Origin of the sequence: Microcoleus sp. CAWBG640 (assembly GCF_020883015.1) — a bacterium.
GTDB lineage: Bacteria > Cyanobacteriota > Cyanobacteriia > Cyanobacteriales > Microcoleaceae > Microcoleus > Microcoleus anatoxicus.
Genome location: NZ_JAHRFC010000016.1, coordinates 100,550 through 112,927 on the forward strand (window position 1 = coordinate 100,550; position 12,378 = coordinate 112,927).

Genomic DNA, 12,378 nt, shown 5'->3' on the forward strand with positions numbered 1-12,378 from the left:
TTGCCCCTAAAAATGTTAATTGATTGCTTCTGGCTTGCGGAAAAATTGCTTTAAAATCTCTCCCGGTGCTCTGTCCCAAGTATCAATATGTTCGTAAATTAAGCCATCTTCATCCAGCTTGTAAGTAGAATAGCCGTTGAAAAAAATCCGTGCCTTCCAGGGAACCCGCAATACCCCGCGAACAGTCCAATTTGCCAAAATAGTATCCGAGGCTGTTTGGGTCACGTCGTGGAGGTCGAAGCAAATTTCGGTGAAAAATAGTTTACCGTGAAATCGCAGAGTCCAAAAGATAATTCGGTAGTTGATTTTTCCTTTAAATTTGTTAACAGGGTCTTGAAAATAAACATCTTTTGTGTAGATGTCGTAGGAGATGTCTGTCTCAAAAAGGGTCGGGAGATCCGCTTTGAGTGTGTCTAGGGCTTGCGCTACCTGCTTTTGATATTCGATCGAACTCAAGATATCACCTTTTAACACGAAGGGTACTTAACGTTTATACTGGCATTGCCATCTCACCACCCAAATAGAGATTTGATGGATTACCCCCACTCCTCGGACATCATCGCAGAACTCAGCAGTGGCAAACTGTTGCTAGTAGATAGCCGTCGCCGGAACGGTCTAATTTTAATTAAACGTTTCCACGCGGAGTTTGCAGGGCCAGGGGCGGCCGTCGGGGGTGCTTTTGATGTTGACTCTCAGCAGGTAATTCCCGTAGGCGACTTTTGTTTGGTTTACCCTGAATCTCCCGAAGCAAGACAGAAAGCGTTTGGGATTCGGCGTCACTGGGTGCGGTTGACGGAACAGTTAACTGCTAAGCCGGAAGCTTTGGAACGGGCCCAAATGCTTTTAACTCAGTTTGAACACTATTTTGATGTCCCAACAGTGGCACAAATTCCCGATCGAGCTTTGGCACTTTTAATCGGTGTCTTCCCCCACACGATTGGCAAGGCACGACAGAGCCATCGTTAACAATGGTATGATTAATTTTGGTCATCTCATACCATTTATTAAGGTTTTTGTCAAGTCAATATCTGGGAAAGGCGATCGCAAGTTCGCTGATTTTCCTGGGGGCTACCTACCGTAATTCGCAAACCTCCCCCAGTATGGCGAATTAATGTTCCTTCAGCTTTTAGTTGCTCCATGATTTGTTTGTGTTGTTGTTCTGCTAGATTACGATTGTCGGCTTTCACCCGCAGGTAGACAAAGTTAGCTGCACTAGGCCAAATTTGCAATTGTTGATGCTGAGTGAGCGCTGCAATTAACTTAGCTCGTTCTGATATGGTTTCAGGGATTACTGCTAACAATAATTGGCGCTGGGCTAGGGCAAATTCTGCTGCTAATTGGGAGAAAGCTGGGAGGTTGTAAGGAAGGCGGATTTTTTCTAAGGCGGCGGTGAGTTCGGGATTGGCGATCGCATATCCGACTCTCATGGATGCCAATCTAAATGCTTTGGAAAATGTTCGCAAAATTATCCAATTCGGATGTTCTTGTAATTTTCCAGCTAAGGTGTTTTGGCTGAATTCAAAATAGGCTTCGTCAATTACTACTAAAATATCTTCGGGCAAAGTTGACAGCCATTCTATTTCATTGGTTGTCAAAGCATTGGCGGTGGGGGAATTGGGATGAACGACAAAGACGACGCGCACGGGGGGATTTTCGGTTTGGGCGTTAGCGCAGCCCTCGGAGAGGATCGCCCTTTTAGCCTCCTCGATATCCATTTCAAAAGTATCTGGTTGGCGCGGCACACTCACCACGGGAATTCCCAGGGTTTGGGCGATGATTCCATACATCGAAAATGTGGGATTGGCAACCAGAATTGAGCCAACCGCTCCCAAGCACGTCGCAATTAAGAGCGATCGAATTAATTCATCGGAACCGTTGCCGACAGAAATATTCTCGGCTGTAATGGCAGTTTTTGGAGGTAGAACCCCCCCTAGCCCCCCCTTGCTAAGGGGGGGGACATGAAGCCCCCCCTTTGCTAAGGGGGGGACATGAAGCCCCCCCTTGCTAAGGGGGGGGACATGAAGCCCCCCCTTGCTAAGGGGGGGGACATGAAGCCCCCCCTTGCTAAGGGGGGGGACATGAAGCCCCCCCTTGCTAAGGGGGGGGACATGAATAGATTCAGCGATCGATTCGTTGACGTATTGGGCGATCGCCTCTTTCAGTGCTGCGTGGCCACCATCGGGATAGCGATTTGTCTCAATTAGCTGCTGATAATTCCAAGCTAACTTTTGTTTTAATTCCGCTGGTAAGTCGTAGGGACATTCGTTGGTATCTAGGCGATCGATCGCACTTTTCGATGGCACTGATTCTCCCGAAGCGGAACCGGGATGGGGAGTGTATGCGTTAAGTTGGGCTAAGTCTTTTCGGATAAAAGGTAGCATGGTATGATTTGCTAATGACTACTGACTAATGACTACTGACTAATGACTACTGACTATTTTAATCGCGCCACAAAGCAATTCCGCCTAACAAACCAGTCACATTTGGCACTATTTTTACCTGAAATGGCAATTCAAAAATAATTTTTTTAGTATTACCACCGCCGAGGTATAAATAATCCAAACTAAACAGATTTTGCATGGAGACAATCGCCTTTTCCAGACGGCGATTCCATCTTTTCGTCCCCACTGTATCTAAAGCAAAACGTCCTAATTGCTGTTCGTAGGTTTCCCCTTTACGAAATTGGTGGTGTCCGAGTTCCAAATTAGGAACTAAAATACCATCAACAAATAAGGAAGAACCGAAACCTGTCCCCAGAGTCACTACTAATTCTACTCCATTACCAGCAATTGATCCCAATCCTTGAATGTCGGCATCATTAGCCACTCGTACTGGTTTGCCTAACCGATCTTTGAGAGTAGTTGCTAGGTCAAAATCGATCCAAGAGGGGTCTAAATTGACGGCGGTTTTAGTGATGCCGCGACGCACGACTCCGGGGAAACCAACGGATACTCTGTCAAATTCCCCTTGTCCCCCAGCTAAGGAGGCTATGGCTTCGAGTATTGGTTCCGGTTTTGGTGGTTGAGGGGTTTCTAAGCGACTGCGTTCCGTTTGGGGTTGGCCTTCATCGTCCAAAACCATCACTTTGATACCGCTGCCGCCAATGTCAACGGCTAAGGTGCGAGTTGATCGATCTTCTTGAGTCATTGGAGTATTGAGAGTTGCAAATTAATCAAATTTTAATTGAATTGGCAAAAATTTTGAATCGCTTCCCACATTTCTGCTAGAAAATTTCCCAAGGAATGGTCGTCTTCTAGTTCGATTAATTGCACCCAGGGACGGTTAGCGGCAAAATTTCTGCTAGCCTGAATCGGTATGATTGTATCATGCAGACCGTGGATAATTAACGTAGGCACTGACCGTATTAATTTTTCTTCAGGGTATTGAGCCATATCTTCCACAAATTGATAATTTAGTGGCAGATAACGTTGTTCGCCGTAGTGGTAAACAGGTAAATATTTCTCTGACTGCCACTTTTGTAACTGTTCCTGTCCCAATTGGGGCAGCCAGTGGGAGAGAAAGTCAAAAGCCGGTGCTAACAAAACTATTTGTTTTACCGATAGTTGTCGTTGGGCCAACCAAGCTGCTGTCAGCCCGCCAAAACTAGAACCTATGATGGTGACTTCACTAACATTTTTGATATTTTCTGCCACTGGCTGAAGTGTTGGGGGCGACAAAAATGCTGTTTCTATTTGGTGTAATTGCCGGGTGAGGGTGAGACTGGAAAAATCTTGGTGATTGAGATCGGGAGTTTTCAGGTCAATTGCTAGGAAAGAAAAGCGATCGCGGAAATATTTTGCCTTTAGGGAATTGGGACTGGAAGCAAATCCGTGTAAATAAATGTAACTCGAATTGTTGTGGAGATTCATTCAGCAGTTTTTGTTAAAGTGAATAATAAATATCAATTATAACACCAAAAACCAAGACTTCTTTAAGAAGTCTTGGTTCTCAGAAACCTAGATTGAGATGGGAGTATTACTGGGGTTTGGCGCCGTTTTGCATCCTGTTTTTAGCTGTTTCACGGCGCTGCTTCATCAGTTCAGCTAATTGGGTGCGCTGTGCTGGCGTGAGGATGTCTCGCATTGCCAGCGTACTTTCAAGTCTCACATCATCCAACTGCTTTTTTAATCCGCTTATTTGGGTGTTTTTATCGCGGATCTGGCTGGCAGTAGCAGTGCCACTCATCATCGTTTGCAATTCTTGTCTGGCTTGACGCACAGCTTGCATTCGCTGGGAAATTTGGTCTTTATAGCGATCGCGAACTGCCTGCATTTTCTGTTTTTGGTCGGCACTTAAATTAAGCTTCTCGAACATCGCACCTTCCTTACCACCAGGTCGATTTGGTCGCTGATTTTGGGCAATAGTTTCTGCGGGTAGGGGATTGGGAACTGCGATGGCGGCGGTGGCGCTACCGAGGGTCAGCATTAACAGGGCTAGGGTAGAAATACGACGCATTGACATGAAAATTACCTCTTTAAGATTAGTTATTTGTGGGCTGTTCGCTGTCAGCAGGAATCTGAAAATTAAACCAGTCTATTTGTGAGCTATCGCTCATATTATCCGCGCGAGAATCATGCAACACATCTTCCCAATTATTTACTAGAAATGCTTCTAGGTGTGCACCCTCATCCGGGTTAAATTGTGCGGGGACTAGCAGGCGATAACCAGACCCAAAAAGTATCAGCATCCCGGCAATTGCCCCAGGGAAACACCACTGGGAGAAACCTGGAACAATTGACCTGTTTTTAGATACAATTGAACGGATTTTTTTCCGGTATATTTGCTGGTTTTCTGTCTGCTCATTCCTTTCTATTGTTGCTAACAGCTTTAACTCTAAATCGGGTGCAGCTTCTGGACAATTTGGGCGATGTTGCTTCAAGAAATTAACTAACTGTTGGTCGCTGCTTGGGTTGTTCATAGCTCGCTGACACCTTCTTTTTGCAAAAATTGTCGCACAGCATTTCGGGCATAAAACACGCGAGATTTGACAGTTCCTGTCGGTAGTCCCAAAATTTGGGCTACTTCTTTTTGCGGGATGTCTTCTAAGTCATGTAGCACCAAAACGCTGCGGTGTTCAAAGCTCAATTGCTCTAATCCCCGCTGCACTAAATCTTGATAGTGCAACTGCATCAATTCTGAAGTATGTTCTTTGACAACAACTAAATTGATTTCTGCTTGATTTTTGAGTTCGGCATCAAAAGAATGTTGTTTAGCAAATGCTTGTCTTTGGTCAGAAGCTACATTCCAAGTGATTCGATAAAGCCAAGTAGAAAAGTTCTCTTGGTGTTTGAGTTTGGGTAATCCTTTCCAGACTCGCAGGAATACTTCTTGCGTTAAGTCGTCAAGCAGGGATGGCCCGCAAAGTTGGTAAAGGGTTGACCTGACTTTGTGTTGATAGCGTTGGTAAAGGTGGCGAAAGGAAGTACGATCGCCCTTGACGCATTCAGCAACTAAGTCTGAGTCGGAACAGTTATCGATTAAAACATTGGCTGACACACCTAACACCTGTGAAGTATCCCTCACCAGTTCGTTATCTGAGGGGTTTAGACAGGACAGGTTCAAAAAAGGTTCAAAGGATTTAAAATTAATTTTTTTAACTGATATAACTGGTTCCCAGGCTCTGCCTGGGAACCGATATCTAGAGGCTCTGCCTCCCTGGGGAAACAGGAGGCAGAGCCTCCGGATCTGCGTTACCAGGCAGAGCCTGGTAACGAGGAAACTGGTAAGCTGGTTCCCAGGCTCTGCCTGGGAACCCATATCTAGAGGCTCTGCCTCCCTGGGGAAACAGGAGGCAGAGCCTCCGGATCTGCGTTACCAGGCAGAGCCTGGTAACGAGGAAACTGGTAAGCTGGTTCCCAGGCTCTGCCTGGGAACCCATATCTAGAGGCTCTGCCTCCCTGGGGAAACAGGAGGCAGAGCCTGGTAACGAGTAATACGAGTAATTTGCGGGCAGTCCCGATTTAAGATTTATCGCAGAGTCACGAACTCTTCAGCAGTCGATGGATGAATGCCAATAGTAGCATCGAAGTCTTTCTTCGTAGCTCCCATATTAACCGCGATCGCCATTCCTTGAATAATCTCGCCCGCGTCTTTCCCCACCATGTGCACGCCCAAAACTCTGTCAGTATTTGTCTCAACAACTAACTTGACAAAAGTTTTCTCATCTGCACCAGTCAAAGCATGAAACATCGGTCTAAACTTGGCTGTATAACACTTGATTGATTCCGGAAACTTGACTTTAGCTTCCTCTTCTGTTAAGCCAACAGTCGCCGCTTCCGGCTGGGAAAATACGGCCGATGCCACGTTTTCGTGACTGATGGATCTGGGGTTATTGCCAAATTCAGTATCAGCAAAAGCGCGTCCTTCCGCGATCGCAATTGGGGTTAAATTGATACGGTTGGTGCAATCTCCCACTGCAAAAATGTGCGGTTGATTGGTGCGGCTGTCTTTGGTAACAGCGATCGCACCTTTTTCTGTTTCTACTCCCGCATTTTCTAAACCCAACTTTTCCAAATTGGGCCAGCGTCCAGTAGCGCACAACAGCGCGTCTACTGTCAAGGTTTCTGAGGATTTTCCCGACAAAGTTAATTTTAATCCTTCTGGGGTTTTCTCAATTTGTTCGATCGAGCTTCCCGTCACAAAATTGATTCCATGCTTAACCATGCCTTCTTGCACGTTGGCGCGAATTTCTTCATCGAAGTAGTGCAGAATTAAGTCGCGCCGGATGATTTGAGTTACTTGACTTCCCAGCCCGTTCATGATGCAGGCAAATTCAACGCCGATGTAGCCGCCGCCCAAAATAGCCAACCGTTTTGGCTGCTCTTGTAGTAAGAAGATTTCGCGGGAAGTAATCGCGTGTTCGATGCCGGGAATATCAATTCTGTGGGCTTCTCCGCCGACAGCGATTAAGATTTTGGCAGCGGTGTATTTTTTGTCACCAACTTCGACGGTGTGGGGGTCGATAAATTTGGCGTATCCTGAAATTAATTCAACTCCGGCTTTTTCCAGAAAGCTAATGTGCAGTTTGCTGAGTCGTCGCACTTCTGTGTCTACGGTAGTGACGAGTTTTTCCCAGTCGAAGCTGCTTTCTACAGGGTTCCAACCGTAACCTACCGCATCTTCATAAAGGTGCGAAAATGTTGAGGCATAAACCATCAGTTTTTTCGGCACGCAGCCACGAATTACGCAGGTTCCCCCTACTAAGTCATTTTCGGCGATCGCCACTTTTGCCCCGTAGGAAGCCGCCCGCTTGGAACTCGCTAATCCGCCGGAACCCGCACCTATCACAAACAAGTCGTAATCGTATGTCATAATTGTCCCTACCTTCCTGTCTCAATTTTAGCCATTTTGCGCTTTACTTTTTTTAATGATATCTCAAAAAAATTTCGTTTTTTAGAGGGGAGATTGCTTTACTTCTTGCAGTTGACATGATATAGTTTGATGATGGGAGTATTTGCATTAAATTTAAAATCGCTCACACTTCCATTATTAGAGTATAGCACAAGCAACTGCAAAAAATATATAAAAATGTAACTATTTTTGGTAGTAATAAATATGTAGTGAAAAGGTGCAGGATAAATATACCATTTTAAGTTATTTTATACTAGAGGTTTTGGATTTAGCAAAGCCCATCGAGATGAGAATATCCGTTCCGCTTGCAACGGGGATAGCAATTATAGCACTCCGCATCTTTTATTGAAATCCTAACTACTCTGGATAGTATGCTCGATCTTGCAATCATCATCCCCGAACTCGTCAAGTATGGAGGCGCTGAACGAGTTGTTATTGAGTGCCTTGCTCGATGGCAACACCACCATCGCATTACGCTCTATGCTACGTCCATCGATTATAAGGTTGTGCGGGAGTTCTGCCCAGAAATTCGTTTCACATTTGTGCAGCTTTCACCTTACTTTCAAGGGGAATATGCGTTCTTCTTGAATGGCACCTTGCTACCCAAACTATGGCAACAGGAAATCGGCACCCACGACCTTTACCATACTCATCTTTGGCCCTGTCATCTGATTGACAGACACCCGATGGTATGGTATCCTCACGAACCGCCACGTATGCTTGAAGACCTTCGCCTTAGCCAGTTTCCGGAAGCCAATCCGTCTGATGTGTGGAAGGTTCATGTATACCCCAAATTCACCTATGATGATGTTCCGTCTCGGGTTTACGAAGCAACCCTGAACTCAGTGGCAATGTTTGACAAACTCGGCAAGCCAGACCGAATCGTTGCCAACAGTCACTATGTTGCTCAGTATTTGTTACAGGTTTATGGACGAATTGTTGAAGACATTGTTTACCCTGGTGTTGTATGTGCAAACCAGATCGTTGAAATTTCGCTCCATGTCCAGTTCCTCGCAGTAGGTCAACTCTGGCCGCACAAACGAGTGAAGATGATTATTGAGGCGCTTGCCATGGTGCCAGATGCACGGCTAGTGATTGTCGGAAATGGTCCCGAACGGGAGAAACTTGAACGAATGGCGCTCTCCCTCGGCATCCAGGATCGGGTTTGTTTCAAGCATGAACTGTCTGCTGAGGAACTGCGAGCGGAGTATAATGCCTGTCGTGCAGTTGTTTTCGCAGCAGCACGGGAACCGTTCGGCATTGTTCCTCTCGAAGCGTTAGCTCATGGTCGTCCCTTGATTGCAGTCAATGAAGGAGGATATACAGAGGTTGTAGACTCTCATTGTGCCATGCTGGTGCCGCCACGACCTCATGATCTGGCGGATAAGATGAACTTGCTTGCGCGTGACATTGATTTGGCAAGAGCGATGGGCGAAGCCGGTTGGAGAAAAGCTCAACAATACAGTTGGAATAACTCGGCGAATCAGTTGATTAAGATTATTGAATCGACGTTTAATACCTATGCCCATGACCACAAGCGGTGTAATGGCGGAACGGCAATCGATCGGCCGCTGATCGGAGTCCAATATTATTGCTGGTATGGAGATGGAGCGGGCAGTCTTCATTGGAATGATAACTTGGAATTCGGAGCTGTTGATGATATGCCCGAAATTGGGTTCTATTCGTCGCTCGATGGTGATGCCCTGAAATATCATTTACAATTGATGGATCGCAATGGAGTCGATTTCCTTGTCGCCAACCTCCATATCGACTCAAACGGTGTGAACGATCTGGAGTTAGCTGGACTGCTTCGACTGTTCCATGTTGCTGAGATTCTCGAATCGCCAATCCGAATTGCAATTCAACTTTGTCCCTACGATCTATCCCATGATTCATTAGATCGGGCGATCGCCACCCTCAACGAGATGTCAAAGTCACCGCACTATTTCAGGTTTGAATCCCAACCAGTAATATTCCTGTTCTGGACTGGCGCCTGGGATGGACAACGAGATGAGATCGAAAATCTGAAGGCAGCAACTGATGGATTCCTACGTATCGCTTGTAGTTTGCGGCTTCCTTCAGATACGGAATCGTTGTATCAGACCTTTGGGCTATTTGATTCCTGGTCACTTTTTTCACCGCTTGAAGTGGCATCGTCTGAAAATTGGCAGAGGGTTTGGGCAGAAGCCTATCGCCGATCGGATTGTGGCAACCGGGGAATTCGATCGGTTACGGTTAGCCCAGGCTACGACGATCGCCATCTAAGCGATCTTCGGAGGGATAACAATCTATTTCGTTGTATTGACCGCAATTGTGGCAAGACTCTGGATGCAATGACAGAGTTTGTGCTGCGTCAATCTGATATGCCACAGATGGTACTTGTATCAACATTTAATGAGTACCACGAGAACAGTCATATCGAGCCAACCAAACGGCATGGATTGCAATATATGGAAGCAATCAAAGATTTTGGCAAGGCATTGCGATCGCAATGGATGTGATGGTTTCGTGAATGTATCCGAAATTATTCGGCGTTTGTTCAGCCTTTAGTTTTATTGTTGTAGTTTTATTGTTGGAGGTGTTGAATGTCAGAAATCAAGCGTTATTTTGTTCTCACTTCTCCAAGATCGGGGACACATATGCTGCGGACAAGTCTGGACAATCATCCTCAGGTCCTATGTATGACTGAGATGTTCAATCCTGACTATACTGAGGGCAAGTTTGACTTTACATCTGAGACACCAGCATCCGAGATTCTTGCCAACTACATCTTCACTCCAGAAAATATGACGCAGCCTTGTGTGGGGTTTCTGTTGCATCGTAGTGGAGCACGGTTCGGTAATTGGCCAGATCTCTGGTCGCTCCTCGAGCAGGACAAGGAGTTGGCTGTCATCAGCCTCCGTCGCCAGAACCTCTTGCGTCGTTATCTCTCTGTTCAGTTGATGAAGAATCAGGATCTAGAGGGGAATCCACCAGCACCAATGCACTTTGACAAGGAGCTACTGATCCGGGACTTCCAGAAACAGGAGGCTAAGATTGCCGAGTTTGATGCCAGATTCTCTGACCACCCGCTCACAACCGTTACCTATGAGGATCTGTGCGATCGCTACGCAGAGACTATGGTTCGCATTCAATCATTTCTTAATCTCACGCCAGCGAATCTTCAACCCGGAACCAAGAAGCGGGCAACCCCACCATTGGCAGACGTGGTTTCCAATTACACGGAACTCAAGCGCGAATTTGCCGACACCAAGTGGTTCAGTTTCTTTGAGGACGTGTGACCTAAAGGCAGTTTACACGACTTCAACGGACATAGTAGACATAACGGACAAACTCAGATAAAATCCAAAGTATTCTTCCACGAGAATGCCATGCCGTATGTCACACCAAGAGAAGCAGCTAACGCTTTGGGAGTTAACCCCAGAACCCTTGCCCGATGGTCAGAAGATGGCAAAATCAAGGTCATCAAAACCCCGGCAGGACAAAGACGTTACGAGATCGCCGAATATCTCAAACAAAAATCCGGTACAACTGAGCTTGCTCGACCTTCTACAGTCTTGTACGCCCGAGTCTCAACATCCAGCCAAAGAGACGAGCTCAAGAGACAAACTGAAGCACTTACTACGAGTTACCCAGGCTGTGAAGTTATCACAGAAATTGGATCGGGACTCAATTTTAGGAGGAGGAAACTTAACACCATTTTGGAACGAATTATCGGCGGCGATATCCAATGTCTTGTCGTTGCCCATAAAGACAGACTTGCCCGATTTGGATTTGACCTCATCGAGTGGTTATGCGAAAAGTTTGACTGTAAAGTCGTGGTTCTCTATCAACAAAAATACAGTCCAGAAACCGAACTCGTACAAGATATGTTGTCAGTCATCCATTGTTTCAGCTCTCGGTTATACGGACTCCGTAAGTACGAAAAAAAAATCAGGGAAGACCCGGAAATACAAAAGCAAAAAACGGCACTCACAGAAAATGACGGCGAAATTACCGCCGAACTCTACGAGGAAAGTCCGAGTCTATCCTGATAGTAAATTAAACCCGATATGGCGACATTGGTTGGCGGGTTGTCGCTTTGTTTATAACCGTTGCATAGAGGCTTTGAAAAATGGCTTCCGAGGTAGCAGCTATGATTTAGAAGCCCAAATCCTTAAGGATTTGCCAGATTGGTTGAAAACAGTACCGAGACACCCCAAAGCCAACGCTGTACAAGATGCTTACGACGCTTGGAGGCAAGCGAAAGCCAATAAGGGTGAAGCAAAGTTTCGTAGTTGTCGCCAATCAGTAGCCACCATTAAATTCAAAAATGGGAATTACATCAAAGGCATTTGGTTCCCTCAATTAACCAAAGGATGCGGTTTTGACTCTTCCCAACCACTGCCAGATTCTTGCGAGTATGGCACTCAGTTAGTTAGAGATAGACGGCGTTGGTTTGCTGTAATTCCCGAATACATTCCCACGGAAATAACCGCCCAAAACAAGGTAATTGCCCTCGATCCGGGAGTGCGAACATTCTTAACTGGTTACGATGGAGAAACGGTTTTAGAGATTGGCAAGGGAGACATAGAGCGAATCGTAAGATTATGCTTTCACCTTGACAAATTAATTAGCCGCGCCTCCCAAAAACAACTTTTAGCTCAACAACGCCGTTCTTTGCTTCGAGCACTAAATAGCAATCCTTAGACATCTCCCATAATTATTGTGGAACAGGCATCCCTTCGACCCTTCGACTACGCTCAGGACGGCGCCTGCCTGTTCGACCCAGGCTTTTTGGGAGATGTCTCTTGCAGGAGTCGTAAATATTTTTACCCCACCCCAACCCGGACCTTAATAAGGTCCGGGAGCAAGAAATTCACAAATGATTTAGAATTGCTATATTATAGAGATTAATTTATTTGTCTGGCTAGCTTTATGATTGATTGGCTTGTGGTCTGGGGGGTAACGCAAGGAGTCGGCATTCTCGTCAAACCCATCTTAGAAGATTTGGCAGTAGACGGCGCGAAGGATTTAGTAAAAGATTTT

Annotated in this window: 13 protein-coding genes; 5 read left to right on the top strand and 8 right to left on the bottom strand. The window is 46.0% G+C overall.

The annotated features are described in order from the left end of the window. Positions 1-15 precede the first annotated feature (15 nt). Positions 16-474 carry a DUF2358 domain-containing protein gene (locus tag AAFP11_RS11175; protein ID WP_341737131.1) on the bottom strand — a complete coding sequence of 153 codons (459 nt, stop codon included), beginning with the start codon at positions 472-474 and terminating at the stop codon, positions 16-18. Positions 475-531: 57 nt separating this feature from the next. Here AAFP11_RS11175 and AAFP11_RS11180 point away from each other — a divergent pair, with 57 nt between their 5' ends. Continuing rightward, positions 532-966 (top strand): hypothetical protein, encoded by a 435-nt coding sequence (locus tag AAFP11_RS11180; protein ID WP_341737132.1) that lies wholly within the window; start codon positions 532-534, stop codon positions 964-966. Positions 967-1,016: 50 nt separating this feature from the next. Here AAFP11_RS11180 and AAFP11_RS11185 read toward each other — a convergent pair whose 3' ends face one another. From AAFP11_RS11185 to gor, 7 genes are all read right to left on the bottom strand, one after another. Continuing rightward, positions 1,017-2,381, bottom strand: coding sequence for a histidinol-phosphate transaminase (locus AAFP11_RS11185; protein WP_341737133.1), 1,365 nt, complete (start codon positions 2,379-2,381; stop codon positions 1,017-1,019). Between the two features lie 58 nt (positions 2,382-2,439). Further along, positions 2,440-3,147, bottom strand: a complete 708-nt coding sequence (locus tag AAFP11_RS11190) for an ROK family protein (protein ID WP_341737134.1) — start codon at positions 3,145-3,147, stop codon at positions 2,440-2,442. A gap of 32 nt (positions 3,148-3,179) precedes the next feature. Next, complete coding sequence (locus tag AAFP11_RS11195; RefSeq protein ID WP_341737135.1) at positions 3,180-3,869, bottom strand: YqiA/YcfP family alpha/beta fold hydrolase; 690 nt, start codon at positions 3,867-3,869, stop codon at positions 3,180-3,182. Between the two features lie 106 nt (positions 3,870-3,975). Then, complete coding sequence (locus tag AAFP11_RS11200; protein WP_341737136.1) at positions 3,976-4,461, bottom strand: Spy/CpxP family protein refolding chaperone; 486 nt, start codon at positions 4,459-4,461, stop codon at positions 3,976-3,978. Positions 4,462-4,480: 19 nt separating this feature from the next. After that, a complete protein-coding gene (locus AAFP11_RS11205; RefSeq protein WP_341737137.1) occupies positions 4,481-4,918 on the bottom strand; it encodes a hypothetical protein in 438 nt (145 codons plus the stop codon). Next, positions 4,915-5,505: a sigma-70 family RNA polymerase sigma factor gene (locus AAFP11_RS11210; protein WP_341737147.1), complete on the bottom strand. Its 591-nt coding sequence runs from the start codon at positions 5,503-5,505 to the stop codon at positions 4,915-4,917. The genes AAFP11_RS11205 and AAFP11_RS11210 overlap by 4 nt, the downstream gene beginning before the upstream one ends. Before the next feature lie 462 nt (positions 5,506-5,967). Continuing rightward, complete coding sequence (gene gor / locus AAFP11_RS11215; protein ID WP_341737138.1) at positions 5,968-7,311, bottom strand: glutathione-disulfide reductase; 1,344 nt, start codon at positions 7,309-7,311, stop codon at positions 5,968-5,970. A 410-nt stretch (positions 7,312-7,721) separates the two neighbouring features. Between gor and AAFP11_RS11220 the strand changes: the two genes are divergently transcribed. The 4 genes from AAFP11_RS11220 to AAFP11_RS11235 all read left to right on the top strand — a co-directional run bounded on the left by AAFP11_RS11220 (position 7,722) and on the right by AAFP11_RS11235 (position 12,039). Then, positions 7,722-9,851 carry a glycosyltransferase gene (locus AAFP11_RS11220; protein ID WP_341737139.1) on the top strand — a complete coding sequence of 710 codons (2,130 nt, stop codon included), beginning with the start codon at positions 7,722-7,724 and terminating at the stop codon, positions 9,849-9,851. Positions 9,852-9,935: 84 nt separating this feature from the next. Beyond that, entirely contained in the window at positions 9,936-10,631 is a 696-nt protein-coding gene (locus AAFP11_RS11225; protein WP_341737140.1) for a hypothetical protein, read from the top strand. A gap of 90 nt (positions 10,632-10,721) precedes the next feature. Then, entirely contained in the window at positions 10,722-11,384 is a 663-nt protein-coding gene (locus AAFP11_RS11230) for an IS607 family transposase (protein ID WP_341737141.1), read from the top strand. A gap of 73 nt (positions 11,385-11,457) precedes the next feature. Beyond that, positions 11,458-12,039: a hypothetical protein gene (locus AAFP11_RS11235; RefSeq protein ID WP_341737142.1), complete on the top strand. Its 582-nt coding sequence runs from the start codon at positions 11,458-11,460 to the stop codon at positions 12,037-12,039. Positions 12,040-12,378: the final 339 nt, after the last annotated feature.